Origin of the sequence: Campylobacter sp. RM5063 (assembly GCF_024723655.1) — a bacterium.
Taxonomy (GTDB): domain Bacteria; phylum Campylobacterota; class Campylobacteria; order Campylobacterales; family Campylobacteraceae; genus Campylobacter_D; species Campylobacter_D lari_D.
Genome location: NZ_JANQDA010000002.1, coordinates 67,312 through 92,909, shown reverse-complemented (window position 1 = coordinate 92,909; position 25,598 = coordinate 67,312). Strand labels below are relative to the sequence as shown.

Here is a 25,598-nt window from a genome sequence, read left to right as displayed (position 1 = left end):
GGCCTTTGATGTTAGTAGATAGCTATGGAAGAGTGATTGATTATTTAAGAATTTCAGTAACACAAAGATGTAATTTTCGTTGCCTTTATTGTATGCCAAAAACTCCATTTGAATGGAGTGCTAAGGAAAATCTTTTATCTTTTGAAGAACTTTTTATGTTTGTTAAAGTTTGCATTGATGAAGGAGTTAAGAAAATTCGTATTACAGGTGGTGAGCCTTTAGTAAGAAAAGATTTGCATAAATTTATTGCTATGATTAGTGAGTATAAGCAAGATATAGATCTAGCGCTTACTACTAATGCTTCTTTATTAAAACAACAAGCAAAGGATTTAAAACAAGCGGGCTTAAAAAGAATTAACATCTCTTTGGACACTTTAAAAGAAGAAGTGGCCTTTAAATTAGCTCAAAAAAACATACTCAAAGATGTGTTAAATGGTATTAATGAGGCTTTAGAATTAGGTTTTAATATTAAATTTAACACCGTAGCTCTTAAAGGGATTAATGATAGTGAGTTTATCGATCTTTTAGAATTTGCCAAAGCACGCAAAAGCCAAATTCGCTTTATAGAATTTATGGAAAATTATCATGCTTATGGAGATTTAAAAGGCTTAAAATCAACAGAAATTTTAAATATCATTGCTCAAAAGTATTCTTTTAAACAAGGACAAAAAAGTCCAAATGCACCTGCGACTATTTATGAACTTGAAGATGGGTATGAGTTTGGCATTATTGATCCACATAGCCATGATTTTTGTGATAGTTGTAACCGTATAAGGCTTTCAGCCGAAGGGCTTTTAATACCTTGTTTATATTATGATGAGGCTTTAAGCATTAAAAAAGCTATACGCAATAAAGACATAGCAGGTGCTTGTGAAGTTTTAAAAACCGTGATAAAAAATAAATCAGAAAAAAATAGATGGGCAGAAAATGATGCCAATCAAAGTTCTACAAGAGCCTTTTATCAAACAGGTGGATAATGGAAGTTGTTGAAACTTTTTTAAGCTTGCAAGGTGAGGGAAAATATAGTGGAAATTTGGCTATATTTGTAAGATTTGCCGGGTGTAATTTTAACTGCGCAGGCTTTGGAGTAAAAAAAGAAAAAGATTCTAAAATACTTTTGGGCTGTGATACTATAAGAGCTGTTTTTACTAAAGAATTTAAAACTTGTTATAAAACATATACTTCAACAAAGCTTTTTGATGAGGTTTTGAAGCTAGCAAATTCACGCAAAGTTATAGTTGTAATTACAGGTGGTGAGCCTTTGTTAAATTATCAAAATAAAGATTTTTTGTGTTTTATTAATTTACTTTTAGAAAATGATTTTATGGTGCATTTTGAAACGAATGCAAGTATTGAAATTGATTTTGAAAAATATCCTTTGTATAAAAAATGTTATTTTGCTTTAGGAGTAAAGCTTAGCAATAGTGGTGTAAAAAAAGAAAAAAGAATTAATGAAAAAGCTTTGAAAGCTTTTAAAAATTATGCTAAGGAAAGTTTTTATAAATTTGTTTTGGATAAGGATTTTTTACAAGAAAATAAAGCCTTAAAAGAAATCAATGAAATTTTACAAGTTTGTAAAAATGATGTTTTTTGTATGCCTATGGGGTCAAATGAAGAAGAAATTTCCAAAAATGCCTTAAGTGTTGCTGAATTTTGTATAAAAAATGGATATAATTACTCCGATAGATTGCATATTAGAATTTGGGGAGATAAAGAAGGCGTATGATTATTAGAAAAATATTTGAATTTGAAAATGCTCATATTGTTAGATTTTGTAGCTCCAAGCGATGTAAAACAAGCATACATGGCCACTCTTATAAGGTAGAAATTTTACTTGAGAGTAAATACCTTGATAATGCTGGAATGGTGTATGATTTTGGTTTGTTAAAAGATGAGATAAAACAAATTATTGATAGTTTTGATCATGCTATTACGCTTTTTAAAGATGATGATAAAGCTTATTTAGAAGATATGAAAAAGCACTCGCAAAGATGGGTGAGTTTACCTGTGAATGTAAGTGCGGAAAATTTTGTACGCATATTTTTTGTACTGATTGATACTTTGCTTTTAAAGACTAAGATGGTCAATGGTGAGCAAGGTGTTAGTTTAAAAAGCATTATTGTACATGAAACAAGAACAGGTTATGCACAAGGTTTTAGAGAAGATGCTTATAGTGAATTTTTACCAAAGATTGATTTGGCAGATATTGACTTTTCGCAAGCTATAAGAGATGAATGGAAAAATAAAGATTTTTTTGAAAAACTTCAAGATGTAAATTTTGTTTTTATCAATCAAAAGGAGGTGTAATGAAAAAGATTTTATTGATTGTGCCAATATTGCTTTTTATGGCTTGTTCAAATCAAGAGAATAAAAATATAAAAAAAGAAATACAAACCGAGCAAGTTCAGATTGAACAAAGTGATTCTAATGTCATTATAGATGATGAAACACTTCCTATACCTGTTGATGATGATATACAAGATGAAAATAATACACAAGGACAATAATGGATCAAAGTTATGAATTTTTTTTAGCATTGCATGTGTATAGTTTATATACAAATGGTTTTTTAATGTTGTTTTATTTGTATTTGACTCAAAGTAACTTCTCACAAGAATTTATCTTTATAAAAAGAATTCGTCTATTTTTGCCAATTTATTATTTGTTTTTAGCAATTACGCTTTTTACTGGAAGTTTGTTATGGGCTTTAAAGCATTTTGAATTTAATTTCTATGTGCTTTCTATGTGGTTTTGTTGGATTTTGATTTTTGCTTTGGCTATTTACCAATTTGTTTTATTTAAAAAAGCAAGATTGTTTAAACGCTATGCTAAATTTAGATTTTTAAGTTTTTTTATTTTGTGTTTAGGCATATTCTTACTTTTTGTACCTTATTTACTTAAGAGGTTTTATTTTTAATGCAATTTTTATATCACCCACAAAGTGGTACTGCAAGTTTAGAGCTAGAAAATGAAGCCTTTTTACACTTAAAGGCTCGAAGAATTAAAGTGAGTGATAAAATTATATTAAAGAATTTGAAAGATTTTTATACTTACACTTATGAATGCATAGAGCTTTCTAGACGCTCTTGCATATTAAATTTACTTGATAAAAAAGAAGAAAAACAAGAATTAAAAACATATATACATTTAGCTTTGGCGGTGATTGATCCAAAGGTTATAGAAAAAACTTTACCTTTTTTAAATGAACTTGGAGTAGCAAAACTTTCTTTTGTGTATATGGAATACTCGCAAAAAAATTTTAAATTAGATTTTAAAAGAATGGAAAAAATTCTTATAGAATCATCCCAGCAATGCGGTCGTGCTTCTTTAATGGAACTTGAAAGTTTTGATGACTTTAAAAAATTTCAGCAAGCTTATGAAAATATTGTTTTGATAGATTTTGAAGGTAAAGATTTGATGAATTTTGATCCCGATAGATATGTATTTTTGGTTGGGGCTGAAGGCGGATTTTCGCAAAAAGAAAGAGAAATAAATATAAAAAGAGCAAAATTACAAGCCAACTATATACTTAAAGCACAAACAGCACTTATAGGGGTTGCTTCAAAATTTATAATTTAAAAGCATGCTTAAATTTAGCTATTTTTTATATAAAAATCTATATAATTACGCCTTAATGTTTTGAAAAAGGATAAACAATGAAGAAAGAAATTCACCCAGAATATGTAGAGTGTAAAGTTAGTTGTGCTTGTGGAAATTCTTTTACTACTAAGTCAAATAAATCAGAAATTAAAGTTGATATTTGTTCAAGCTGCCACCCATTCTTTACAGGTAGTGAAAAAATCGTAGATGCTGCGGGTCGTGTAGAGAAATTTAAGAAAAAATACGCAATGCAATAATGTTATATTTTATTCCTACGCCCATAGGAAATTTAAACGATATTTCTTTTCATTCTTTAGAAATTTTACAAAAATGCAAGCTCTTTTTATGTGAAGATACAAGAGTTTGCAAATCTTTAATTCATCTTCTTAATGAAAAATTTAATTTAGAAATAAAGCCTGATAAATATATAGCTTTACATACTCATAATGAAAAAGATTTTTTAGCAAAAATAGATGAGGATTTTTTTAAACAAGATATTGCATATTTAAGTGATGCAGGTATGCCAGGTATTAGCGATCCGGGGCAATTTTTAATCGAATATGCTATTAAAAACAATATTGACTATGAAGTCTTAACAGGATCAAATGCTGCTTTGCTTGCATTGGTTTCAAGTGCATTTTGTAAAAAAGAATTTATTTTTATGGGTTTTTTGGCCAATAAAAATCCTCAAAGACAAAAAGATATTGAAAATTTAATGCTTAATCCTTATCCTAGTATAGTTTATGAAGCACCCACTAGAATACTTAATTTAGTAGAAGAAATTAGTAAAATTGATCCTTTAAGAGAAATTTTTATCATAAAAGAAGCAACAAAGAAATTTGAAACTAAATTTAGAGCAGAAGCTTTAGAGGTTTTGGAAAAATTAAAAACAATGGATTTACGCGGTGAATGGTGTGCAGTGGTAAATGCCAAAGAAAAGCAATTTCATCAAAATACCTTGTGTGAGCAAGATATTTATGAGCTTGATTTATCTTTAAAGACAAAGGCAAAACTTCTTTCGAAAATCAATGCAAAATCTCCAAAAGAAAATTATCAAAAACTGCTTTTAAGTTGAATTTGGTTATTATTTAAAAATGATAGTTTATGGTAAGCAAGTGTTTTTTTATATCTTAGAAAAGCATGAAGAAAAAATTAAAGAAATTTATTTGGCAAAAGAATGTGAAAAAGCTGATTTTTCAAAAATAACAAGGGCATCAAAAAAAATTAAAAAACTCGATTTTAAAGCCGCACAAAGCTTGGCAAGAGGTGGAAATCATCAAGGTTTTTTAATGGAAATTGATGAATTTGAATTTAGCTCTTTTGAGAGTTTAAAAGAAAAAGATTTTATAGTTATTTTATATAATATTAGCGATGTTGGAAATATAGGTGCTATCGTGCGTAGTGCTTATGCTTTAGGTGCTGATGGGGTTATTTTGGTAGCTAAAAGCGTGGCTATGGATGGAGTTATTCGTGCAAGTAGTGGAGCAGCTTTAGATATGAAAATAGTCTTAAATGATGATATTTTAAGCATGATAAATGAGTTAAAACAAAAAGGTTTTTATATCTATGCTAGTGCAAGCGGAGGTAGTGATATACATACTATCAAGGCCAAAGATAAAAAAGTTTTGATTATGGGAAGTGAAGGTTTTGGTATAGCGCCAAAGGTACTTAAAAAATGCGATGAGTGCGTAGGTATAAAAATGCACAATGATTTTGATAGTTTAAATGTTAGTGCAGCATTTGCAATACTTTGCGATAGGATGAAAAATGGATAGTTGGAAAAAATTAGAAGATTTAAATTTGTTAGAAGTTCAAAAAAGAACACAAATAGAAATAGCTTGTCTTGAATATATCATTAAGAAAGATTTTAAGTCTTTATCCCGCTTTAATGTAAATGGCTTTATTAAAATTTTACAAAGAGAGTATGAGCTTGACTTTTCTAATTTTTTAGAAGAATATCATGTCTATTTAGAAGAAAATGGTATTGAGAAAAAAAATCATGTGCATATTTCACCTAGAATGAACTCATATACCAAAGAAAGCTCAAGTGTATGGTATATTGTGATTATAGTAGTAGTACTTTTGATAGTAGCTTTGGCCTGGGGTGTTTCAAGATTTTTTCAAAGTTCTACTTTAGATGAAAATACTACCAATGTATTAAATCAAGAGCAGGTTGTTTTAGAAGAAAAAGTTGATGAAAATGAAACACCAGTTCTTAATTTTTTTGCTGATGATGCTATGGAAAATAATGAAACAAACGCGACTATTTTAGAACCAATAAGCGAGAACAATAATACAGAAAAAACATTAGAAGATAATGCTAGCTCAAATATGCCTGAAGAAAATATCATTTTACTCAATGAAAGCATTATAAAACCAAGTGCAGAGCTTTGGCTTGGTATGGTGGATTTAAAAACTTTTAGAAAGAGCTCTTTAACTATTAAAAATGATTATGTTTTACCTTTGGATAAAGATATATTAATTACCACAGGCCACGCTGCTTTTAGCTTAAACGATGAAAATAATAATACTTTAGAGTTTAAAAACGGTGTGTCTAAATTTTTAATGATTAAAGATGGTAAAATCAAACAAATTACAAAAGCTGAATTTATCAAAGAAAATAGAGGAAAATTATGGTAAGAATTTTAATATTTTCCATTTTTTTTACTCTTAACGCTTTTGCACTAAGTGCTTTAGAAGTTGCAAAACATATTGTTAATGATAATTCTAAAGATGCAAAATTAGAGCTCTTGTTTGCAAGGAATGATTATAAAGATGAACGCGGAAATGTAGATATTTACACTATTTCTCAAATTTTAAAAACTAATTCTTTGGCAAATTTTATATTAAATGAGCCAAAAACTCTAACTTTTAGTTTTAAAGCTCAAGCTGATTCTGTTTTATTTTTTAAAACTATTAATGATACTTTAAACGAATTAGGCTATGTGTATTTTATACCAACTGAATTAACTTTAAGGGAAAATTATATTACCTATAAGTTAGCTGTAGATTCTCAATATATGCTTGATCCAGGAGTTTTCTATAAAGCCTTGTTATCAAGCTCTGTTTTTATTAAAGATATTTCTAAAATTTCAGAATTAAATTATGAGTATGAGCTAGATTTTTCAAAAGCAAAACCTAAAGTTAATACTCAAATTCCACTAAATACCATCACTCAATTAAATAAGCCTTTAAGGGAATATATTGTTGATTTACAAGGAGCAAAAAGCATAGAGCTTAGTGCGCACAATCTTGATTCTTGGTTTTGTAAAATTCAATTTTTAGATAAAAATTTAAATTTTATTCAAGGTATAGAAAACACACACAAACAAAATGAAATTAATATAAATATCCCATTGGGTGCAAAATATGCTATCATTGGCGATATGTTTAGCCTTGATAACATAAAAAGGGGTTTAAAGATTTACTTAAGACGCTAAAAAGGATGGAAAATGTTTGAAGAAATTCATTTTAATACCATAGAAAGACTTCCAAATTATGTTTTTGCTGAAGTTAATGCGATTAAAATGGCAGCAAGAAGAGCAGGGGAGGATATAATAGATTTTTCTATGGGAAATCCTGATGGTAAAACTCCTCAACACATTATAGATAAACTTTGCGAAAGTGCAAATAAAGAAAAAACTTCTGGTTATTCTGCTTCGAGTGGAATTTATAAACTAAGACTTGCAATTTGCAATTGGTATAAAAGAAAATACGATGTTGATTTAGATCCTGAAAGTGAAGTAGTTGCAACGATGGGTTCTAAAGAAGGCTTTGTAAATTTAGCAAGAGCCGTTATTAACCCAGGAGATGTAGCTATTGTACCTACACCCGCTTACCCTATACACACTCAAGCTTTTATCATAGCAGGTGGTAATGTAGCAACTATGAATTTTGATTTTAATGAAAATTATGAATTAAATGAAAATACTTTTTTTGAAAATTTACAAAAAACACTACATGAAAGTATTCCGCGTCCAAAATATGTAGTAGTAAATTTTCCGCACAATCCTACAACAGTCACTGTGGAAAGAAGTTTTTATGAGAGATTAGTTGCAATGGCAAAAAAAGAAAGATTTTATATTATTTCTGATATTGCTTATGCAGATTTGACTTTTGGTTCTTATAAAACCCCTTCTATTTTTGAAGTTGAAGGTGCTAAAGATGTAGCGGTAGAAACTTATACACTTTCAAAGTCTTACAATATGGCAGGTTGGCGTGTAGGTTTTGTAGCGGGTAATAAACGCTTAATTGCGGCTTTGAAAAAAATCAAGTCTTGGTTTGATTATGGTATGTATACTCCTATACAAGTTGCTGCTACTATAGCTTTAGATGGAGATCAAACTTGTGTTGAAGAGATTAAGGCAACTTATGCAAAAAGATTAGAAGTCTTGCTTGATTCATTTTTTCAGGCAGGATGGGAGCTGAAAAAACCTAATGCAAGTATGTTTGTTTGGGCAAAACTCCCTCAAGGTAAAGCTCACCTTGGAAGTATGGAATTTTCTAAACAGCTTTTGCAAAAAGCAAATGTAGCGGTAAGTCCTGGAGTTGGTTTTGGTGAAGCGGGTAATGAGTATGTTAGAATAGCTTTAATAGAAAATGAAAATCGCATTCGTCAAGCAGCAAGAAATATAAAAAAATATTTAAGAGAATAAAATGAAAATCGCAATTTTGGGATATGGTACGGTAGGAAGTGCTGTTGTAGAGACTTTGCTAAAAAATCAAGATTTAATTAAAGCAAGATGTGATGAAGAAATTATTCCAGTAATTGCTTTGGCAAGAAATCCAAAACCAAATGCATTAATTCCTGTGGTAAATGATATTGATGAGGTTTTAGAGCGTGAAGATATTGATGTATTTGTGGAGTTAATGGGTGGTATTGATTTACCCTTTGAGATAATTTCAAAAATTTTAAAAAGAAAAAAAGCAGTGGTAACTGCTAATAAAGCTTTGCTTGCTTATCATCGTTATGAGCTTGAAAAATTAGCACAAGATACAGCTTTTGGTTATGAGGCGAGTGTGGCGGGTGGAATTCCTATTATTAAAATTTTAAAAGAGGGCTTGAGTGCTAATAATATTGTTTCTATTAAAGGTATTTTAAATGGTACAAGCAATTATATTTTAAGTAAAATGACCGAAGATAATACCAAATTCCAAGAGGTGTTAAAAAAAGCACAAGATTTAGGATATGCTGAAGCTAATCCCACTTTTGATATAGAGGGTTTTGATGCAGCGCATAAACTTTTGATTTTAGCAAATATTGCCTATGGATTAAGAGTAAAACCTGAAGATATTTTGATTGAGGGTATTAGCAAAGTAAGTAATGAAGATATTTATTTTGCAAAAGAATTTGAATATACCATAAAACACTTGGGTATTGCTAAGATTAAAGATGAAAAAATAGAATTAAGAGTTCATCCTACCATGCTTAGCAAAGATAAAATACTAGCAAAAGTTGATGGGGTAATGAATGCTATTAGTATTGATGGAGATGTATTGGGTGAAAGTTTATATTATGGCCCAGGAGCAGGTGGCAGGGCAACTGCAAGTGCTGTTATAGCTGATTTAATCGATATAGCAAGAAAAGAAAAAAATAGTGCTATTTTTGGGTATTTAAATGATACTTCTTATAAACTTTTAAGTAAAGATGAAATTTATACAAGATATTATTTAAGATTAAAGGTATTAGATAAAATAGGAGTTTTATCAAAAATCACACAATTAATGAGCGAACATCAAATTTCAATCGATACTTTCTTGCAAAAGCCTAAAAAAGAAAAGCAAGATTATAGCACTTTATTTTTCATCACTCATCAAACTTATGAAAAAAATATACAAATTTTAACCCAAAAGCTTAGAGAACAAGAATTTGTAAAAGATGATGTTTTTATGATGAGAATAGAAGAGTAATGGCGTTATTTGAATATCTTTTTGGTAAAAAAGGAGAAGAGTTAGCGTGTGAATTTTTAAAAACACAAGGATTTGAAATTTTAAAAAGGAATTTTTATTCTAAATTTGGAGAAATTGATATTATTGCTAAAAAAGATAAAATTTTACATTTTATTGAAGTTAAAAGCACGCAAGGTGATTATGAGGTAGAATATAGATTAGATAATAAAAAATATAATAAAATTATTAAGACTATAGAATATTACTTTATGAAACATAAAAATGATGAAAATTATCAACTAGATTTACTTTGCGTATATAAAGATGATATAAAACTTTTAGAGAACATTAGTTATTAAGGGAATGTTTATTCTATTTTAATAGAATTTGAAAAACAAAGGAGAAAAAATGGGAAAATATATTGATTTAACTACAGAAAATTTTGCACAAGCAAAAGAAGGTGTAGCTTTAGTAGATTTTTGGGCTCCATGGTGCGGACCTTGCAGAATGCTTGCACCGGTAATTGATGAGCTTGCAAATGATTTTGATGGTAAAGCTAAAATTTGTAAAGTAAATACAGATGAGCAAGGTGATTTGGCTGCACAATTTGGTGTAAGATCTATCCCAACTATCATTTTCTTTAAAGATGGTGAAGTGGTTGATCAACTAGTTGGTGCTCAATCAAAACAAGCTTTAGCAGATAAACTAAACTCACTTTTATAATCTTAAGCCACTTTTTGTGGCTTTTCTTCATATTTTTTACTATTTAATAATTTTTATTATTTATAATTAAAGAAAAATTTGTATAATACTTATAAATAAAACTATAAGGAAAATATCATGTTAGATTTAGCTATTATAGGTGGTGGACCTGCAGGTTTGAGCGCAGGTTTATATGCTACAAGAGGTGGATTAAAAAATGTTGTAATGTTTGAAAAAGGTATGCCTGGTGGGCAGATTACTTCGAGTTCAGAGATAGAAAATTATCCTGGAGTTGCTCAAGTTTTAGATGGAATTTCTTTTATGGCTCCTTGGAATGAACAATGTATGCGTTTTGGTTTAAAACATGAGATGGTAGGTGTTGAGCAAATTAGTAAAAATTCTGATGGAAGTTTTAATATAAAATTGGAAGGCGGTAAAAACGAACAAGCAAAAGCAGTTATTGTTTGCACAGGTTCTACTCCGCGTCGTGCTGGTTTTAAAGGCGAGGATGAATTTTTTGGTAAAGGTGTGAGTACTTGTGCAACTTGCGATGGCTTTTTTTATAAAAATAAAGAAGTGGCTGTTTTAGGTGGGGGAGATACTGCTTTAGAAGAAGCTTTGTATCTAGCTAATATTTGTTCGAAAGTGTATTTAATCCACAGAAGAGATGAGTTTAGAGCAGCACCTTCAACAGTTGAAAAAGTAAAAAATAATGACAAAATAGAATTAATCACAAATGCGGTTGTTGATGAGGTTTGCGGTGATAATATGGGTGTTAATAAAATTAAAATAGCATTTAATGATGGTTCTAAAAGAGAGCTTGATGTGCCTGGAATCTTTACCTTTGTTGGATTAAATGTAAGAAATGAAATCTTAAAACAAGACAATGGTGAATTTTTATGTGCTATGGAAGAAGGTGGTCAAGTTAGTGTTGATCTTAAAATGCAAACTAACATAGCAGGGTTATTTGCAGCAGGTGATTTAAGAAAAGATGCTCCAAAACAAGTAATATGTGCAGCAGGTGATGGAGCGGTTGCAGCGCTTAGCGCTTTAGCTTATATTGAAAATTTACACTAGAATTTCTAGTGTAAATTGATTAACTTCCAATAACTCCGCCATCAATTTTACTTATTGCTATTATACTTGATCTTGGTGTTTTGCCATAAGGAAATTGACTGCCTTTTAATTTCTCTCCTGGATGTTGAATTCCAACAAACATAGTTTTATAATCTTGGCTAAAAGCAATTCCTGTTATTTCGCAAGCTATTGGTCCTGTTAAAAATCTTTTTATTTCCCCTGTTTTTGGATTAGCTGCTAACATACAATTATTTCCCATGCCTTCAAATTCTTCTTGATTAGAATAGTTTCCATCAGTTTGTATCCAAAGGCGACCATCTCTATCAAAACTTAATCCATCGGGGGAATTAAATTTATTATTACTTGTAATGTTGTTTGAGCCTTTATTTAAACTTGTTTGATTATCAGGGTTTCCTGCAAGTGCAAAAATTTCCCAAGTAAATTCATCATCTTTATGAGAATTTTTATGCTCCCATTTAATTATTTGTCCGTAAATATTTTTTGTTCTTGGGTTTGCTGGATTTGGGTTATTATTTTTTTTATTGTTTGTTAAGGTAGCAAATACTTCTTTTGAGCCACTTTCTTTATGGCTTGCTATCCATTCGCATCTATCCATAGGAGTTGCATTTACAATAGATCCAGCAATTCTAGCATTGATTAACACATCTGCTTGAGAGTTAAAACCATTTTCTTTATTAAGGTTATTTTTACCATATTCTAACTCAATCCATTTTCCACTCCCTCTAAAATCTCCTATTTTTCCATTAAATTGTGCTACATATAAGGTTCCTTCATCTAAAATTTTGCTAGTATCTAGACCTTTTTTATATTTATGTTTGCTTATAAATTTATAAATAAATTCATTGGCTTCATCATCTCCCATATAAATTACAACGGTTCCATCATCTTCTACAATTAATTCTGCATTTTCGTGTTTAAATCTTCCAAGAGCTGTTCTTTTTATAGGTATGCTGTTTGGATCAAATGGATCAATTTCTACAACCCATCCAAATTTATTTGCCTCGTTTGGATTTTTACTTAAATCAAATCTTTCATCAAATTTTTCCCACCCATATTGACTTTGAGCTTTAAATCCAAATCTAAGTTGCTCTTTTGAAAATTTAATTTTTTCATCTAAACTTCCAAAAAAATCATTTATATTTTCTTCGCAAGTAAGATAAGTCCCCCAAGGTGTTTTTCCATTGGCACAATTATTTAAAGTTCCATATATAAAATTTTCATTTTGAAGTACTTGTTGTTTTGCTGGACCACTAACGCTCATTTTTGTATTTGCATCGATTCTGCGATTGTATTTAGAATCAAGCACCACAGACCATTGATCTTTTTCTTTTTTTATTTCAAAAATACTCACCCCTAAATTTGCTTGTTCATATAAAATATCATCTAAGCTAAGATTTTTACCTTGATGTTTAAACATAATTTCAGGATTTATATATTCATTATTAATAGCTAGTATAGCCCTATCTTTTGAAAGAGGAAAAAAACTCATACCATCGTTATTGTCTCCAAAAGTTAATTTAGCATTTTCCACAGCTTTTTTATCGATATTTTTTTCTTCATCATAAATAGATGCTTTGTTAAAAAGAGGATCGCCCCATGAGATTAAAATATCTGCTTTATAGCCATCTGGTACGATAACTTTATCTTCTGTGCTAGCAGGTATTTCTTTAAAATTTAGCAAATCTTTATCTTTTAATAAACTCGCATTTAAATTTGAGCTAGCAAAAAATGCTACCATAGAACCTAAAGCTGAACCTTTCAAAAATGTTCTTCTTTTCATAAAACTCCTTTTAAAAATGTGTTATAAATTTAAAGTTTTTTGGAAACTTTTTGGAAACTTTTGCTCATGGTATGTAATATTGTATTAATTAACTTAGTGATACAATTTCTCACTGCAAATATAAAGGATAAATTTATGATATGTATAGGAATTCATGGGAGCAATGGTCGCATGGGTAAACAAATTGAAAATTGTTTACAAGATCAAAAAGATGCTAAAGCAAGTGCATTTTTTTATCAAGGATCAAGCTATGAAGAATTTTTTAACAAATGCGATGTAATAATTGATTTTTCTTCCCCGAAAGGTTGTGAGGATTTGTTGTTATACGCAAGAAGCAATCCTAAACCTTTAGTGATAGGTACTACAGGATTAGATGCTAAGCAAAATGAGTTAATGCAAAGTGCAAGCATTACTATGCCAATTCTTTATGCTACCAATATGTCTTTGGGTGTAGCTATTTTAAAAAAACTTTCATGTTTAGCAAGTGAAGCTTTAAGGGATTTTGATATAGAAATACTTGAAATGCACCATAATAAGAAAAAAGACGCTCCAAGTGGTACAGCTATGACTTTAGCACAAAATGTCGCTAAGGCTAGGAATTTAGATTTGGAAAAGGTTAGAGTAAGTGGTAGAGATGGGATTATTGGTCAAAGAAGTAAAGATGAAATCGCAGTGATGAGCTTAAGAGGTGGTGATATAGTGGGTTCTCATAGAGTTGGATTTTATAATGATGGTGAATTTATAGAATTAAATCATAGTGCTACTTCAAGAGCTACTTTTGCTATGGGGGCTATTAGATGTGCTAAATGGCTGGTTTCTCAAGAAAATGGCTTATATGATATAGACGATTGTTTAGGAATTTAAATGTGTGCGGTAGTTGGAGTAATTAATTCAAAAAATGCAAGCACGGTGGCTTATTATGCTTTATTTGCTATGCAACATCGTGGCCAAGAAGCAAGTGGAATTAGTGTAAGTGATGGTTTAAATATCAAAACTCATAAAGCTAAAGGTGAAGTAGGACAAATTTTTAATACTCAAATTTTAGCAGATTTAAAAGGTAGTATAGCTATAGGGCATAATCGTTATTCTACCGCCGGAAATTCTTCTTTGCATGATGCACAGCCTGTTGCAGCTACTTGTTCTTTGGGTGATATTTCTTTAGTGCATAATGGAAATTTGATTAATAAAGAAGAAGTTAGAAAAGAGTTAATTGATAATGGAGCTATTTTTCATTCTAATATGGACACGGAAAATGTTGTACATTTAATAGCAAAAAGCAAAAAAGAAACTTTAAAAGATAGATTTATAGAAAGTCTAATGCAAAGTAAGGGTGCATATTGCTTTATGTTAGCTAGTAAAAATCAACTTTTTGTGGTAAGAGATCCTTATGGGGTTAGACCTTTATCTTTGGGAAAATTAAAAGATGGTGGATATATTGTAGCGAGTGAAACTTGTGCTTTTGATTTGATAGAAGCTGAATTTATCCGCGATATAAAGCCTGGTGAAATGCTAGTTTTTACTCAAGGTAGTGATGAGTTTGAAAGCATTCAAGTTTTTGATAAAACAGATCCAAGAATTTGTGCATTTGAATATATTTATTTTGCTAGACCTGATAGTATTATAGAAGGTAAAAGTGTATATGAAGTGCGTAAAAAAATGGGTGAAGCCTTGGCTAAAAAATTTAAAGAAAAAGTAGATTTTGTAGTGCCTGTTCCTGATAGTGGAGTAAGTGCTGCTATAGGTTTTGCGCAATATTTAAAAATTCCACTTGAAATGGCTATAGTTAGAAATCACTATGTTGGAAGAACTTTCATAGAGCCAACTCAAGAAATGAGAAATTTAAAAGTAAAACTGAAATTAAATCCTATGAAGAAAGTTTTAGAAGGCAAAGATATAGTGGTGATTGATGATAGTGTAGTAAGAGGAACAACTTCTAAAAAAATCATCACACTTTTAAGACAAGCAGGTGCTAGAAAAATTCATTTGGCTATAGCTTGCCCAGAAATCAAATTTCCTGATATTTATGGTATAGACACTCCAACTTTTGAAGAGTTAATTTCAGCTAATAAGAGTATTGAAGAGGTTAGAGAATATACAGGTGCAGATAGTTTGACTTTTTTAGATATTAATGAGCTAGTTTCAAGCATAGGCAATGAAAGAAAATATTCTTTGATTAGTTTTGATGGGGATTATTTTATTAAATAATCCTTATCTGCATTTTAATTGTTTAAAAATTTTATAACTTTGAAAATGAGGTGGCAATCCTACTTCAAAAGAAAAGTCTTTGTAGGTATGACCTGATAATTGATTTGCAATGTTAATATTATACGAAACATCTCTTTGTTGTTGATTTGCTTTTTTTATGCTATCAAAATTTTGTTGATTAAAAATTTCTCCACTGATTGCATGCTTTTTATTATTATCAATAATTCTAAGTTCTAAAAAGCATTCTGAAATTTTAAAATTAGTATCGTTGGTTACTCTACCTTTTATAATAATACTTTCTGTAGCTAAGCGTCTGTAGGTTGAAAAATTACTCAAACTAGCTTTTTTTGTGTATTGATCTATAGTTAATAGTAAAGAAATAGTTAAGATTGAGGCTAATATAAAACTTATTATGCAAAAAATTATCATATATTTTTTGTTTTGTATTTTTAAATAGAATAAAATCCAAGTAAGGAAAGTTGAAGCTAGCATAATAAAAATGATAAGAATATGAAAAAAAGTAAAATATCCCATTAAAAACACTTTGAATTAATTTTAATATCAAAATCTTGACCTTCATTAAAATCGGAAAATTTGGTTTTTAGATTAATAGTTTGGTTGGGACTTATTGTTTTTTCGATAGTGGTAGATTTACTTCTTAATGGTTTTAATAAATGTATTAAATTTTTAAAAGTATTATTTTCATCGCTTTTTCTAAATACTTCTACTTTTATTTTGCAAAATTTAAAACTTTTTTTAGAAGTATTTGTCAAGCTATAATCAACACTTAAAGAATTATCATATACAAAAAATTGAGCATTATCTAAGCTAGCTATTCTGGATCTAACTTTAGTATCAATTAAAAAATATCCCAAATACGCAATACTAAGTGAACATAAAATTCCTAAAAAAATTATAATAAAAGCAAAAGTAGGTTTGTTTCTAACAATCAAAGCAATAAATAAAGTGATAATGAAAAAGAATACAACTAAAGCCATTAACAAAAAATCGATCAAGTGCAAATGAGCTGTATAAAAGATCATTTGCTCTCGGATATGTTGAACATTCATTATCACTTCTTTATTTTTAATTTGCTACTGAACTTGTTCTTTTATTATCTTTGCTATCAACCCAAATATTTGGCACAGCTCCGCCTGGTGTTAAGAAAATTTTAGCATCTTTATTGACTTTAAGTGCTTCATTAAATTGCTTTTGGGTTTCAATTTGTTTTAAATCAAGTAAAGGATTATTTAAACTTTTTGCTATTTCTCTATTTGAATATGCTTGTGCATCAGCTTCAATTTTTACGGCACTTGCTCTACCTTTAGCACTAATAATAGTTGCATTTGCCTCCCCTTCAGCTAAAGCCGCTTTTTTAAGTGCTTCTTGGTTAGCTCTTTCAACTTCATATTTAGTTCTTTCAGCTTCTTGTTTAGCAATTTGTACTCTTTCGATTTGTTCTTTTACTTTTATAGGTAAGATAATTTCTCTAAGCTGAACTGCTTGAAGCTCTGCTGGCTCATTTGGTTGGCTTTCAATAGTTTTTCTAATACCCTGATCAATTTGCACCGCTATAGTATTACGATTTGTTGGAAGCTCTTCTGCAGTGTATTGACCTACAACATTTCTTACAACATCTCTTACTACTGGATCTATGATTTTATTTTCCCAATTAAGCCCCCATGTTGCGATAGTTTGAGGAACTTGTAAAGGATTTAATCTGTATTGAACGGTTACATCAATAGATACAGGCAAGCCTCTTGAATCAAGCACTGAAATACTATTTTTATTAACAACACCTGATCCTATTTGTAAATTTTCATTTATTCCTTCGATTGAAGCATAGTTGATTTGTCTTACTCTGGTATCTACGATAGTGATTTTTTGCAGTATAGGCATAAAAAAATGAAGTCCTGGTTCAAGTGGGGTAGGGCTGTATTTACCTGTAGTGGATTTGATCCCCATTTCCCCTGAATTTACTATTGCAAAAGGTTTAAAAAGTGCAAAAACTAAAATAATTGCAATTGCACTATAAATTAATGGGGAAAATTTCCCAAAACCTTTGAAATTAAATTCTGGTGTTTTGAAGTTTAAATTTTGCTTATTGTTGTTTTGATTGTTTTTTTTATTAAAATAATCATTCAAATCAGCTGGCATTTAGTTCCTTTGTTAAATATAAGTTAGCATAGAAGCGTATTTTTCATTGCGTCCATAAACTATATCAAAATACGCATTTTGAAGCTTTGTCGTTAGCTCACCTCTTTTTCCATCTCCTATAATTCTTGCATCAATATTATTTATCGGAGTTATTTCTGCTGCAGTTCCTGTGAAAAATGCTTCATCAGCTACATAAACTTCATCTCTTGAAATTCTTTGACGCACTACACTTATGCCCAAATCATGTGCAATTTTTAAAACAGTATCTTGAGTGATACTTTTTAATGAAAAATCATTTGGCGGTGTGATTAGCTTATTATCTTTAATCATAAAAAAACACTCACCTGTTCCTTCTGCTACAAAACCTTCTTCATCGAGCATTAAGGCTTCCTCATATCCTGCTTCTATAGCTTCATATTTAGCCATTTGAGAATTTAAATAATTTGCACTTGCTTTTGCTTTACCTAAGCTAGATTTTACACTATTTCTAGCAAAAGAAGAAATTTTAACCTTAATACCTTTTTCTAAGCCTTCTTCGCCTAAATAAGCACCCCATTCCCAAGCAGCAATAGCTACCCTAACAGGAGCTTTAGCATGATAAACTCCCATAGTACCATCACCTAAAAAGATTAATGGTCGCAAATAGGTGTTATTTTGAAAATCATTTGCTCTTAAAAGTTCAACTTGTGCATTTTCAAGTTCTTCTTGAGAAAAAGGAGAATTAATTAAAGTAATTTTTGCAGACTCTAAAAGTCTTTTGGTGTGTTCTTTTAATCTAAAAATTGCTAAACCATTTTGTGTTTTATAAGCTCTTGTTCCTTCAAAAACTGCATTTGCATAATGTAATGAATGTGTTAAAACATGAATTTTTGCATCATCAAAATCAATGATTTTTCCATCCATCCAAATTTTTTTTGCCCTAATCATAACTAAGCCTTTTTGTTGAAAATAAAACTAATTTTATCAAAAATATACTAATAATTACTAGAATATAGTAAAATTATTATATTTGAAACAAGGAAAAATCATGCCAATTATAAATATCAAATTAGCTAAACCAGAATTTAGCAAAACACAAAAAGAAGAGTTAATAGCAGATATTACAGAACTTTTACATACAAAATACAACAAGCCAAAGCAAAATATAGTGATTATGTTAGAAGATATTGAGCCATATAATATTGCTTTTGGTGGCGAAAGTGTAGAAAAATTAAGATTGAAAGATAAAAAATGAAAGAATTGCAAATTGATGATAAAGCTCCTGTGTTTGAACTTTTAAATCAAGATGGAGTTAAAATTTCTTTAAGTGATTTCTTGGGTAAAAAAATTATTTTGTATTTTTATCCAAAAGATAACACCCCAGGTTGTACCACACAAGCTTGTGAATTTAGTCAAAGTTATGAGGATTTTTTAGAGCAAAATACTGTGATTATAGGTATTAGTCCAGATAGTGTTAAATCGCATGAAAATTTCATAAAAAAATATGATTTAAAACACACTTTATTAAGCGATAGTGAAAAAGAAATTTGTAAACTTTATGGTGCTTGGGGTTTAAAGAAAAATTATGGTAAAGAGTATGAGGGGCTTATAAGATCCACTTTTGTGATTGATGAAAATGGAAAAATCTCAAAAATTTATAAAAATGTAAAAGCTAAAGATCATGCTTTTAAGGTATTAAAAGAATTATGCTAGTGCATATTTGCTGTAGTGTGGATAGTCATTATTTTATACAAGAATTAAGCAAAACTTATCCTGATGAGAAAATTATAGGTTTTTTTTATGATCCAAATATTCATCCTTATAGTGAGTATGAACTTAGATTTTTAGATGTTAAGCGTAGTTGTGATAAATTGGGTATTAAGCTTTATAAAGGTGAATATGAGTATGAAAAATGGCTTGAGAGTGTAAAGGGTTATGAGGACGAGCCTGAAAAAGGCGCAAGATGTCAAATTTGTTTTGATTTTAGAATGCATAAAAGTGTTGAATTTGCTCGAAAAATTGGTGAAAAAAAACTTACAACAACCCTTTTAACATCCCCTAAAAAAGACTTAGAGCAGTTAAAATTAGCTTTACAAAAAGAATGCGATAAATTTGGTATAGAGTTTTTGGCACCTGATTTTAGAAAAAATGGAGGCACGCAAAGACAATTTGCCTTAGCTAAGCAAGATATGCTTTATCATCAAAATTATTGTGGGTGTATTTATGCACTTTCTAAACAAAAAGGCCAAAAAGCTTTTATAGATGAGCTTATGAGTCCTATAAATAAACAAATATTACCTTCAAGCATAGAAGAAAAGATAAAATTTTACAATCAAGTAAAAAATTTAGAAAAAAAAGGTGTTAAATTTGAAATTCAAAGAGAGAAATTTTTAAATTATCGCTTACTAAGAGCTTTGATAAAAGAAAACAAAAAAGCCATAAAAACTCATGTTTTATTTTATTCTCATTTTAAAAATTCTTACACTAAATTTAGTATTTTAGAAGAGGATTTAAAGTGCTATAAAAGCGTAAAGGATGAGATTAATTTATGGAGTTTTGATTATTTAAATAGTTTGTGCAAAATGCGATTTAAAAGTTTTGAAGATTTTTTACAAAATCCTTTAAAAATAGAGCAAGAAATCAAAATAAGGCAAAAGCATTTTGGCGCTTATGATCTTTCGCCGGTGATTATTGTTGAAAATATTATTAAAGGCGCTTATGAATTTATAGCAAAAAGTGAAATTTATTTTGATAGTAAAGAAAAGATTGTGAAGTTATAAAACTTAACTAGTTTGTTAATATTTTTTTTGTAAAATCTGAATTTTGAATATATTTTAAGGCTAAATTTATGATAGATGTAATGCAAATTCAAAAAATTTTACCACATAGGTATCCATTTTTACTTGTAGATAAAATCGTAGAATTAAAAAATAAAGAAATTGTTAGAGGTTATAAAAATATTAGCATAAGCGACCATGTTTTTATGGGGCATTTTCCAGATCATCCAATTTACCCGGGTGTGTTAATTTTAGAAGGTATGGCACAAACTGGAGGGGTTTTGGCATTTGAAAGTATGGATGATAAGGTAGATCCAAGCACTAAAGTAGTATATTTTACAGGCATTGATAATGCTAAATTTAGAAATCCAGTGCGTCCAGGTGATAGGCTTGATTATGAGATGAGTGTGGTAAAAAATCGTGGAAATATGTGGATTTTTCAAGGAAAAGCTTTTGTTGATGGACAATTGGTTGCAGAAGCTGAACTTAAAGCTATGATAGTAGATAAATGATGAGCAAAATTCATCCAAGTGCTGTTATAGAAGATGGAGCTATCATAGCAGATAGTGTTGTAGTAGAAGCCTATGCTTATGTTGGAAAAAATGCCAATATAGGTGCAAATACTATCATCAAACAAGGTGCAAGAATTTTACCTAATGTAAGCATAGGTGAAAATTCTAAAGTTTTTTCTTATGCCATAGTTGGAGATATTCCACAAGATATATCTTATAAAGATGAGATAAATTCAGGTGTTATTATAGGAAAAAATGCAGTTATTAGAGAATTTGTTACTATAAATTCAGGTACAGCTAAGGGTGATGGTTTTACAAGAATAGGCGATAATGCTTTTATAATGGCTTATTCTCATATTGCACATGATTGTTTGCTTGGAGATAATATTATTTTAGCAAATAATGCTACTTTAGCAGGTCATGTGGAACTTGGAGATTATACTGTGGTAGGTGGACTTACTCCAATACATCAGTTTGTTAAGGTAGGTGAGGGGTGTATGATAGCAGGTGCTAGTGCGCTTTCTCAAGATGTGGTGCCATTTTGCTTAGCTGAAGGAAATCGAGCAAGCATTAGAAGTTTAAATTTAGTAGGCATTAGAAGACGCTTTGATAAAGAAGAAGTGGATATTTTAAGCAAGGCTTTTAAATTTTTATTCAGACAAGGAAGTTTAAAAGATAATGCTTTAAGTTTGCTAGAAAATACTTCTAGTGAAAATGTGAAAAAAATGTGTAATTTTATTTTAGAAACAAAAAGAGGAATTCCTATATATAAGGAAAAAAGTCATGGTTAAAAGATGTAGTTTTTGCAATGAAATAGAAACAAGTGAAAGAAGAATTTTAGTAAATGATTATAATAATGCCTTTATATGTGAGTATTGTGCCGAAAGTGCTTGCAATATTTTCTTTGGAGAGGAAAAAGAATTAAAAAATAAAGAAGTTGATAAAGAAAATTTTAAAGATATTACTCCTAAGGAATTAAAAGCATATTTAGATAAATATGTTATCGGGCAAGATAGAGCTAAAAAAATCTTTAGTGTAGGGGTGTATAATCACTATAAAAGGCTTTTTAGATCTGACTTAGAAGATGATGATACAGAATTAGCAAAATCAAATATTTTATTAGTAGGCCCAACGGGAAGTGGAAAAACTTTACTAGCACAGACTTTAGCTAGATTTTTAGATGTTCCTATCGCAATTTGTGATGCGACTTCTTTAACTGAAGCGGGTTATGTGGGAGAAGATGTTGAAAATATCCTTACTCGTCTTTTACAAGCTGCTGATGGAGATGTGCAAAGAGCACAAAAAGGGATTATATTTATTGATGAGATAGACAAAATCGCAAGAATGGGCGAAAATCGCTCTATTACAAGAGATGTAAGTGGTGAGGGCGTGCAACAAGCCTTACTCAAAATTATTGAAGGATCTTTGGTAAATATCCCACCAAAAGGCGGTAGAAAACACCCAAATCAAGACTTCATACAAATAGATACAACTAATATTTTATTTGTGTGTGGTGGGGCTTTTGATGGTATTAGTGATATTATTAAAAGAAAATTAGGCGATAATGTCATGGGCTTTTTTACTGATGATAAAAAAGATGAAAAAGAAGCTTTACTTCAAAGACTAGAGCCTGATGATTTGGTGCATTTTGGGCTTATTCCTGAACTTATAGGAAGATTGCATGTGCTTGCTTCTTTAGAAGAGCTTGATGAGGAAAGCATGGTGCGTATTTTAACTGAGCCAAAAAATGCCATTATTAAGCAATATCAAAAACTTTTTGCTATTGACAATGTGGAATTAAAATTTGAAGATGAAGCGCTAAGAGAGATTGCTAAGCTTTCGCTAGAGCGTAAAACAGGTGCTAGAGGTTTAAGAAGTATTATTGAAGAAATGATGGTAGATTTGATGTTTGATTTGCCAGAGTATAATGGATATAGCATAGTAATTACTAAAGAAGTGATCAAAGAAGGTGCAAAACCTTTATTTATAAAAAATAAAAAAGTTAAAGGCTGAGAATGATTTTAGATCAAATAATTGGATTTTTTTCAAGTGATATGGGGATTGACTTAGGTACTGCAAATACTTTAGTTTTGGTAAAAGATAAAGGTATAGTGATTGATGAACCTTCGGTTGTTGCAGTAGAGCGTGAAAGATATGGTAGGGTTAAAATTTTAGCTGTTGGAAAAGAAGCTAAGGAAATGGTAGGAAAAACCCCAGGTAATATCGAAGCAATCCGTCCTATGAAAGATGGTGTGATTGCTGATTTTGATATGACTGAAAAAATGATCCGTTATTTTATAGAAAAAACTCATAGAAGAAAATCTTTTTTAAGACCTAGAATTATCATTTCAGTTCCTTATGGTTTAACTCAAGTTGAAAGAAAGGCAGTTAGAGAAAGTGCGTTAAGTGCGGGTGCTAGAGAAGTATTTTTGATAGAAGAACCTATGGCAGCAGCTATTGGTGCAAATTTACCAATTAGGGAGCCTCAAGGGAGCTTGGTGGTAGATATTGGCGGTGGTACTACTGAAATTGGTGTTACTTCTTTAGGCGGTCTTGTGATTTCAAAATCTATCCGAACAGCTGGTGATAAGCTTGATACTAGTATAGTAAATTATGTAAAAGAAAAATACAATCTTGTCATAGGTGAAAGAACGGGTGAGGAAATCAAAATCGCAATAGGCTCAGCAGTTCAGCTTCCAAAAGAGCTTTCTATGGTAGTTAAAGGACGCGATCAAGTAACAGGATTGTTAAATAGAATAGAGTTAACAAGTGAAGATGTAAGAGAGGCTATGCGTGAGCATTTAAAAGAAATTGCTGATGCATTAAAAATCGTTCTTGAAATGATGCCGCCTGATCTTGCAGCTGATATTGTTGAAAATGGTGTTGTTTTAACAGGAGGCGGAGCTTTAATACGCGGTCTTGATAAATATTTATCTGAAATTGTAAAACTTCCAGTATATGTAGCTGATGAGCCACTTTTAGCAGTGGCAAAAGGCACAGGTAAAGCTTTGGAAGAAATTTCTTTATTGCACCAACTAACGAATGAAGAGTAAAATTCTTAGTGTTTTAATTTTATCTTTTTTAGTGTTTGTTTCGTTTTATTATGGAGATATAATAAAACGAAATGTTTTAGATTTAAATATTGCTATTGTTAATCAGTTTTCTCAAAGCATTAATCTTTTAAAAGATAAATTTAATGAGCATTTTAATCAAGCTCAAGAAATTAAAAAATTAAGAGAAAGAAATGCTGAACTTGAAAAAAACAATATCTATATGAAAAACTTTGCCAATGAATTAAACAATATTTTAAGTGATAAAAATTCAAGTTTTTATTATCCTAATGTTAGTTTAGTTAAGGCAACTTCTTATGCTCAAATTAGCGATTATCATAAGGTTTGGCTTGATGTGGATTATAAAGGAAAAATTAAAGGCTTAATTTATAATGGCTATACAGCAGGCATAGTTATAGAAAAAAATGGTAGAGCTTTGGGACTTTTACAAGGTGATGAAGAGTGTATTTTTTCCGTATATATAGGTAAGGAACAAGCACCAGGTATAGCTCATGGTAGAAATGATTATGTTTTAGTTAAATATATTCCTAAATGGCTTGAACTTAAAATGGGTGATAAGGTTTATACAAGTGGCTTAGATGAGATTTTCTTTTCAGGAATTCCAGTGGGCGAAATTTTTAAAATAGAAGAAGAAGGCGCCTATCAAAATGCATATGTTAAACCTTATGTAAAAATGAAAGTACCAAGTTATTTTTATATGGTAGAAAATTTTTAATAAAAAGTTATTTATTTTAGTTGATATAAATTATTATTTACTATTAAATATTAGAATTATCTCCGAATTTTAAAAATTTAGGAGATTAAATGAAAAAATATATCAGTAGTTGTTTAGCTTTTTGCTGTTTAAGTGGTGCTATTTATGCAAATGAAGTGGAATATGATGCACAAAAAATAGCAGATATTTTTTATCAACTTAATGCTGATCCTAAAAATCCAAAAGCAAAAGTTAATCATGCAAAAGGCTTTTGTGCTATGGGAACTTTTGAGCCAGCTTTGTCTATCAATAAAGAAGTTGATGTGCCTTTGTTAACACAAAAAAGTTTGCCAATCCAAGTAAGATATTCTTTGGGTGGAGCTTTTAAAGATGATAAAAGCAAAACAAGAGGTATGGCTATTAGAATTACTGATCCTAAAGATTCTGCTTCTTGGATTATGGTTATGCTAAATACAGAAATAAATTTCGCAAAAAATCCTAAAGAATTCGGTCAGTTTTTTGAAATGAGACTTCCTGTAAATGGTAAAGTCGATCAAGAAAAAATAAGCAAGATGATGCAAGAGGTTGATTCTTATAGAAATTTTGCTGCATATACTGATAAAATTGGCATTAGTAAAAGTGTAGCAAATACTCCATTTTTTAGTATTCATACTTTTTATTTTAAACAAGCAAACGGAGAAAACTATTTACCAGCAAGATGGAAATTAGTTCCAAGTGAAGGTGTGGCATATTTAAATGAAGCACAAATGAAAAGTGCGAGTAGTGATTTTTTAAAAGAAGATTTCCAAAATCGTGTAAAAGCTAATAAGCCGGTTGAGTATAAAATGTATTTAGTATATGCAAATAAAAATGATATTACCAATGAAACAACGGCTTTATGGAGTGGTAAGCACAAAGAAAGTCTAGTTGGGACTTTTAAGGTTAATGCCTTGAGCGATGAAGATTGTAATTTTGATGTATATTTTCCTTCGGATGTACCTCAAGGGGTTAATCCACCACAAGATCCTTTATTTGATGTAAGAAATGAAGCTTATGCTATAACTTTTGGTAAGCGTCAATAAAATTTAGCTCTTTAAGAGCTAAATTCTTTGTTAAATTCAACTTCTAAAAAAC

32 protein-coding genes are annotated in these 25,598 nt (G+C 30.0%); 27 read left to right on the top strand and 5 right to left on the bottom strand.

Going from position 1 to position 25,598, the window contains the following annotated elements:
• The first annotated feature begins 8 nt into the window (after nt 1-8).
• The 16 genes from moaA (at nt 9) to trxB (ending at nt 11,268) form a co-directional block, all read left to right on the top strand.
• Nucleotides 9-977 carry a GTP 3',8-cyclase MoaA gene (moaA, locus tag CAMP5063_RS01415; RefSeq protein WP_133319487.1) on the top strand — a complete coding sequence of 323 codons (969 nt, stop codon included), beginning with the start codon at nt 9-11 and terminating at the stop codon, nt 975-977.
• Nucleotides 977-1,726 (top strand): 7-carboxy-7-deazaguanine synthase QueE, encoded by a 750-nt coding sequence (locus CAMP5063_RS01410; protein WP_263665503.1) that lies wholly within the window; start codon nt 977-979, stop codon nt 1,724-1,726. The genes moaA and CAMP5063_RS01410 overlap by 1 nt, the downstream gene beginning before the upstream one ends.
• The gene (locus CAMP5063_RS01405) at nt 1,723-2,307 is read left to right on the top strand and encodes a 6-pyruvoyl trahydropterin synthase family protein (protein ID WP_133319489.1); all 585 of its coding nucleotides are present in this window, start codon (nt 1,723-1,725) and stop codon (nt 2,305-2,307) included. The genes CAMP5063_RS01410 and CAMP5063_RS01405 overlap by 4 nt, the downstream gene beginning before the upstream one ends.
• Nucleotides 2,307-2,507: a cytochrome C gene (locus CAMP5063_RS01400; RefSeq protein WP_133319490.1), complete on the top strand. Its 201-nt coding sequence runs from the start codon at nt 2,307-2,309 to the stop codon at nt 2,505-2,507. Before CAMP5063_RS01405 ends, CAMP5063_RS01400 begins: the two co-directional genes overlap by 1 nt.
• Nucleotides 2,507-2,917: a hypothetical protein gene (locus tag CAMP5063_RS01395; protein WP_220566545.1), complete on the top strand. Its 411-nt coding sequence runs from the start codon at nt 2,507-2,509 to the stop codon at nt 2,915-2,917. Before CAMP5063_RS01400 ends, CAMP5063_RS01395 begins: the two co-directional genes overlap by 1 nt.
• Entirely contained in the window at nt 2,917-3,579 is a 663-nt protein-coding gene (locus CAMP5063_RS01390; protein ID WP_337194660.1) for a 16S rRNA (uracil(1498)-N(3))-methyltransferase, read from the top strand. The genes CAMP5063_RS01395 and CAMP5063_RS01390 overlap by 1 nt, the downstream gene beginning before the upstream one ends.
• 77 nt (nt 3,580-3,656) lie before the next feature.
• Nucleotides 3,657-3,857: a 50S ribosomal protein L31 gene (gene rpmE / locus CAMP5063_RS01385; protein WP_039664588.1), complete on the top strand. Its 201-nt coding sequence runs from the start codon at nt 3,657-3,659 to the stop codon at nt 3,855-3,857.
• Nucleotides 3,857-4,675, top strand: a complete 819-nt coding sequence (rsmI, locus tag CAMP5063_RS01380) for a 16S rRNA (cytidine(1402)-2'-O)-methyltransferase (protein WP_133319493.1) — start codon at nt 3,857-3,859, stop codon at nt 4,673-4,675. The genes rpmE and rsmI overlap by 1 nt, the downstream gene beginning before the upstream one ends.
• 19 nt (nt 4,676-4,694) lie before the next feature.
• Nucleotides 4,695-5,375, top strand: coding sequence for a 23S rRNA (guanosine(2251)-2'-O)-methyltransferase RlmB (rlmB, locus tag CAMP5063_RS01375; RefSeq protein ID WP_133319494.1), 681 nt, complete (start codon nt 4,695-4,697; stop codon nt 5,373-5,375).
• Nucleotides 5,368-6,240 carry a hypothetical protein gene (locus CAMP5063_RS01370; protein WP_337194659.1) on the top strand — a complete coding sequence of 291 codons (873 nt, stop codon included), beginning with the start codon at nt 5,368-5,370 and terminating at the stop codon, nt 6,238-6,240. The genes rlmB and CAMP5063_RS01370 overlap by 8 nt, the downstream gene beginning before the upstream one ends.
• Complete coding sequence (locus tag CAMP5063_RS01365; RefSeq protein ID WP_263659525.1) at nt 6,234-7,040, top strand: hypothetical protein; 807 nt, start codon at nt 6,234-6,236, stop codon at nt 7,038-7,040. The genes CAMP5063_RS01370 and CAMP5063_RS01365 overlap by 7 nt, the downstream gene beginning before the upstream one ends.
• A 12-nt stretch (nt 7,041-7,052) precedes the next feature.
• Nucleotides 7,053-8,255 (top strand): LL-diaminopimelate aminotransferase, encoded by a 1,203-nt coding sequence (locus CAMP5063_RS01360; RefSeq protein ID WP_337194658.1) that lies wholly within the window; start codon nt 7,053-7,055, stop codon nt 8,253-8,255.
• 1 nt (nt 8,256) lies between these two features.
• Complete coding sequence (locus tag CAMP5063_RS01355; protein ID WP_133319498.1) at nt 8,257-9,510, top strand: homoserine dehydrogenase; 1,254 nt, start codon at nt 8,257-8,259, stop codon at nt 9,508-9,510.
• On the top strand, nt 9,510-9,848 hold the full coding sequence (locus CAMP5063_RS01350) for a YraN family protein (RefSeq protein WP_133319499.1): 339 nt from the start codon (nt 9,510-9,512) through the stop codon (nt 9,846-9,848). The genes CAMP5063_RS01355 and CAMP5063_RS01350 overlap by 1 nt, the downstream gene beginning before the upstream one ends.
• A gap of 49 nt (nt 9,849-9,897) precedes the next feature.
• Entirely contained in the window at nt 9,898-10,212 is a 315-nt protein-coding gene (trxA, locus tag CAMP5063_RS01345; RefSeq protein ID WP_039619298.1) for a thioredoxin, read from the top strand.
• Between the two features lie 117 nt (nt 10,213-10,329).
• The gene (gene trxB, locus CAMP5063_RS01340; RefSeq protein ID WP_258107683.1) at nt 10,330-11,268 is read left to right on the top strand and encodes a thioredoxin-disulfide reductase; all 939 of its coding nucleotides are present in this window, start codon (nt 10,330-10,332) and stop codon (nt 11,266-11,268) included.
• A gap of 19 nt (nt 11,269-11,287) precedes the next feature.
• Here trxB and CAMP5063_RS01335 read toward each other — a convergent pair whose 3' ends face one another.
• Nucleotides 11,288-13,069: a PhoX family protein gene (locus CAMP5063_RS01335; protein ID WP_337194657.1), complete on the bottom strand. Its 1,782-nt coding sequence runs from the start codon at nt 13,067-13,069 to the stop codon at nt 11,288-11,290.
• A gap of 135 nt (nt 13,070-13,204) precedes the next feature.
• On the opposite strand from CAMP5063_RS01335, the gene dapB reads away from it, so the two are divergent.
• Nucleotides 13,205-13,933 (top strand): 4-hydroxy-tetrahydrodipicolinate reductase, encoded by a 729-nt coding sequence (gene dapB / locus CAMP5063_RS01330; RefSeq protein WP_133319502.1) that lies wholly within the window; start codon nt 13,205-13,207, stop codon nt 13,931-13,933.
• Nucleotides 13,934-15,274, top strand: a complete 1,341-nt coding sequence (gene purF / locus CAMP5063_RS01325) for an amidophosphoribosyltransferase (protein ID WP_220566553.1) — start codon at nt 13,934-13,936, stop codon at nt 15,272-15,274.
• A gap of 3 nt (nt 15,275-15,277) precedes the next feature.
• Here the strand turns inward: purF and CAMP5063_RS01320 are convergent, their stop codons facing one another.
• From CAMP5063_RS01320 to ilvE, 4 genes are read right to left on the bottom strand one after another with little or no spacing between them, the layout of a single operon-like run.
• Entirely contained in the window at nt 15,278-15,766 is a 489-nt protein-coding gene (locus CAMP5063_RS01320; RefSeq protein WP_263661996.1) for a DUF2393 domain-containing protein, read from the bottom strand.
• A 41-nt stretch (nt 15,767-15,807) separates the two neighbouring features.
• Nucleotides 15,808-16,344, bottom strand: a complete 537-nt coding sequence (locus tag CAMP5063_RS01315) for a DUF2393 family protein (protein ID WP_133319505.1) — start codon at nt 16,342-16,344, stop codon at nt 15,808-15,810.
• A gap of 16 nt (nt 16,345-16,360) precedes the next feature.
• On the bottom strand, nt 16,361-17,431 hold the full coding sequence (locus tag CAMP5063_RS01310) for a prohibitin family protein (RefSeq protein WP_133319506.1): 1,071 nt from the start codon (nt 17,429-17,431) through the stop codon (nt 16,361-16,363).
• Between the two features lie 12 nt (nt 17,432-17,443).
• Nucleotides 17,444-18,358, bottom strand: coding sequence for a branched-chain-amino-acid transaminase (ilvE, locus tag CAMP5063_RS01305; RefSeq protein ID WP_133319507.1), 915 nt, complete (start codon nt 18,356-18,358; stop codon nt 17,444-17,446).
• 100 nt (nt 18,359-18,458) lie between these two features.
• Here ilvE and CAMP5063_RS01300 point away from each other — a divergent pair, with 100 nt between their 5' ends.
• From CAMP5063_RS01300 to CAMP5063_RS01260, 9 genes are all read left to right on the top strand, one after another.
• The gene (locus CAMP5063_RS01300) at nt 18,459-18,665 is read left to right on the top strand and encodes a tautomerase family protein (RefSeq protein WP_133319508.1); all 207 of its coding nucleotides are present in this window, start codon (nt 18,459-18,461) and stop codon (nt 18,663-18,665) included.
• Nucleotides 18,662-19,123: a thioredoxin-dependent thiol peroxidase gene (gene bcp, locus CAMP5063_RS01295; RefSeq protein WP_263728653.1), complete on the top strand. Its 462-nt coding sequence runs from the start codon at nt 18,662-18,664 to the stop codon at nt 19,121-19,123. Before CAMP5063_RS01300 ends, bcp begins: the two co-directional genes overlap by 4 nt.
• Nucleotides 19,117-20,190: an epoxyqueuosine reductase QueH gene (locus CAMP5063_RS01290; protein ID WP_263728651.1), complete on the top strand. Its 1,074-nt coding sequence runs from the start codon at nt 19,117-19,119 to the stop codon at nt 20,188-20,190. Before bcp ends, CAMP5063_RS01290 begins: the two co-directional genes overlap by 7 nt.
• A 68-nt stretch (nt 20,191-20,258) precedes the next feature.
• Nucleotides 20,259-20,699: a 3-hydroxyacyl-ACP dehydratase FabZ gene (gene fabZ / locus CAMP5063_RS01285; protein ID WP_263728649.1), complete on the top strand. Its 441-nt coding sequence runs from the start codon at nt 20,259-20,261 to the stop codon at nt 20,697-20,699.
• Nucleotides 20,699-21,490, top strand: a complete 792-nt coding sequence (gene lpxA / locus CAMP5063_RS01280) for an acyl-ACP--UDP-N-acetylglucosamine O-acyltransferase (protein WP_263665531.1) — start codon at nt 20,699-20,701, stop codon at nt 21,488-21,490. Before fabZ ends, lpxA begins: the two co-directional genes overlap by 1 nt.
• Nucleotides 21,483-22,712, top strand: a complete 1,230-nt coding sequence (gene clpX, locus CAMP5063_RS01275) for an ATP-dependent Clp protease ATP-binding subunit ClpX (RefSeq protein WP_039619273.1) — start codon at nt 21,483-21,485, stop codon at nt 22,710-22,712. The genes lpxA and clpX overlap by 8 nt, the downstream gene beginning before the upstream one ends.
• Before the next feature lie 2 nt (nt 22,713-22,714).
• Nucleotides 22,715-23,752, top strand: coding sequence for a rod shape-determining protein (locus CAMP5063_RS01270; RefSeq protein WP_012662095.1), 1,038 nt, complete (start codon nt 22,715-22,717; stop codon nt 23,750-23,752).
• On the top strand, nt 23,742-24,485 hold the full coding sequence (gene mreC, locus CAMP5063_RS01265; protein WP_133319511.1) for a rod shape-determining protein MreC: 744 nt from the start codon (nt 23,742-23,744) through the stop codon (nt 24,483-24,485). Before CAMP5063_RS01270 ends, mreC begins: the two co-directional genes overlap by 11 nt.
• An 89-nt stretch (nt 24,486-24,574) precedes the next feature.
• Complete coding sequence (locus CAMP5063_RS01260) at nt 24,575-25,546, top strand: catalase (RefSeq protein WP_337194656.1); 972 nt, start codon at nt 24,575-24,577, stop codon at nt 25,544-25,546.
• The last annotated feature ends 52 nt before the right edge of the window (nt 25,547-25,598 follow it).

Excerpts from the sequence above, each read along its gene's own strand:
- moaA (WP_133319487.1), top strand. The coding sequence starts at position 9 with ATGTTAGTAGATAGCTATGGAAGAGTGATTGATTATTTAAGAATTTCA.
- CAMP5063_RS01410 (WP_263665503.1), top strand. The coding sequence starts at position 977 with ATGGAAGTTGTTGAAACTTTTTTAAGCTTGCAAGGTGAGGGAAAATAT.
- CAMP5063_RS01405 (WP_133319489.1), top strand. The coding sequence starts at position 1,723 with ATGATTATTAGAAAAATATTTGAATTTGAAAATGCTCATATTGTTAGA.
- CAMP5063_RS01400 (WP_133319490.1), top strand. The coding sequence starts at position 2,307 with ATGAAAAAGATTTTATTGATTGTGCCAATATTGCTTTTTATGGCTTGT.
- CAMP5063_RS01395 (WP_220566545.1), top strand. The coding sequence starts at position 2,507 with ATGGATCAAAGTTATGAATTTTTTTTAGCATTGCATGTGTATAGTTTA.
- CAMP5063_RS01390 (WP_337194660.1), top strand. The coding sequence starts at position 2,917 with ATGCAATTTTTATATCACCCACAAAGTGGTACTGCAAGTTTAGAGCTA.
- rpmE (WP_039664588.1), top strand. The coding sequence starts at position 3,657 with ATGAAGAAAGAAATTCACCCAGAATATGTAGAGTGTAAAGTTAGTTGT.
- rsmI (WP_133319493.1), top strand. The coding sequence starts at position 3,857 with ATGTTATATTTTATTCCTACGCCCATAGGAAATTTAAACGATATTTCT.
- rlmB (WP_133319494.1), top strand. The coding sequence starts at position 4,695 with ATGATAGTTTATGGTAAGCAAGTGTTTTTTTATATCTTAGAAAAGCAT.
- CAMP5063_RS01370 (WP_337194659.1), top strand. The coding sequence starts at position 5,368 with ATGGATAGTTGGAAAAAATTAGAAGATTTAAATTTGTTAGAAGTTCAA.
- CAMP5063_RS01365 (WP_263659525.1), top strand. The coding sequence starts at position 6,234 with ATGGTAAGAATTTTAATATTTTCCATTTTTTTTACTCTTAACGCTTTT.
- CAMP5063_RS01360 (WP_337194658.1), top strand. The coding sequence starts at position 7,053 with ATGTTTGAAGAAATTCATTTTAATACCATAGAAAGACTTCCAAATTAT.
- CAMP5063_RS01355 (WP_133319498.1), top strand. The coding sequence starts at position 8,257 with ATGAAAATCGCAATTTTGGGATATGGTACGGTAGGAAGTGCTGTTGTA.
- CAMP5063_RS01350 (WP_133319499.1), top strand. The coding sequence starts at position 9,510 with ATGGCGTTATTTGAATATCTTTTTGGTAAAAAAGGAGAAGAGTTAGCG.
- trxA (WP_039619298.1), top strand. The coding sequence starts at position 9,898 with ATGGGAAAATATATTGATTTAACTACAGAAAATTTTGCACAAGCAAAA.
- trxB (WP_258107683.1), top strand. The coding sequence starts at position 10,330 with ATGTTAGATTTAGCTATTATAGGTGGTGGACCTGCAGGTTTGAGCGCA.
- CAMP5063_RS01335 (WP_337194657.1), bottom strand. The coding sequence starts at position 13,069 with ATGAAAAGAAGAACATTTTTGAAAGGTTCAGCTTTAGGTTCTATGGTA.
- dapB (WP_133319502.1), top strand. The coding sequence starts at position 13,205 with ATGATATGTATAGGAATTCATGGGAGCAATGGTCGCATGGGTAAACAA.
- purF (WP_220566553.1), top strand. The coding sequence starts at position 13,934 with ATGTGTGCGGTAGTTGGAGTAATTAATTCAAAAAATGCAAGCACGGTG.
- CAMP5063_RS01320 (WP_263661996.1), bottom strand. The coding sequence starts at position 15,766 with ATGCTAGCTTCAACTTTCCTTACTTGGATTTTATTCTATTTAAAAATA.
- CAMP5063_RS01315 (WP_133319505.1), bottom strand. The coding sequence starts at position 16,344 with ATGAATGTTCAACATATCCGAGAGCAAATGATCTTTTATACAGCTCAT.
- CAMP5063_RS01310 (WP_133319506.1), bottom strand. The coding sequence starts at position 17,431 with ATGCCAGCTGATTTGAATGATTATTTTAATAAAAAAAACAATCAAAAC.
- ilvE (WP_133319507.1), bottom strand. The coding sequence starts at position 18,358 with ATGATTAGGGCAAAAAAAATTTGGATGGATGGAAAAATCATTGATTTT.
- CAMP5063_RS01300 (WP_133319508.1), top strand. The coding sequence starts at position 18,459 with ATGCCAATTATAAATATCAAATTAGCTAAACCAGAATTTAGCAAAACA.
- bcp (WP_263728653.1), top strand. The coding sequence starts at position 18,662 with ATGAAAGAATTGCAAATTGATGATAAAGCTCCTGTGTTTGAACTTTTA.
- CAMP5063_RS01290 (WP_263728651.1), top strand. The coding sequence starts at position 19,117 with ATGCTAGTGCATATTTGCTGTAGTGTGGATAGTCATTATTTTATACAA.
- fabZ (WP_263728649.1), top strand. The coding sequence starts at position 20,259 with ATGATAGATGTAATGCAAATTCAAAAAATTTTACCACATAGGTATCCA.
- lpxA (WP_263665531.1), top strand. The coding sequence starts at position 20,699 with ATGAGCAAAATTCATCCAAGTGCTGTTATAGAAGATGGAGCTATCATA.
- clpX (WP_039619273.1), top strand. The coding sequence starts at position 21,483 with ATGGTTAAAAGATGTAGTTTTTGCAATGAAATAGAAACAAGTGAAAGA.
- CAMP5063_RS01270 (WP_012662095.1), top strand. The coding sequence starts at position 22,715 with ATGATTTTAGATCAAATAATTGGATTTTTTTCAAGTGATATGGGGATT.
- mreC (WP_133319511.1), top strand. The coding sequence starts at position 23,742 with ATGAAGAGTAAAATTCTTAGTGTTTTAATTTTATCTTTTTTAGTGTTT.
- CAMP5063_RS01260 (WP_337194656.1), top strand. The coding sequence starts at position 24,575 with ATGAAAAAATATATCAGTAGTTGTTTAGCTTTTTGCTGTTTAAGTGGT.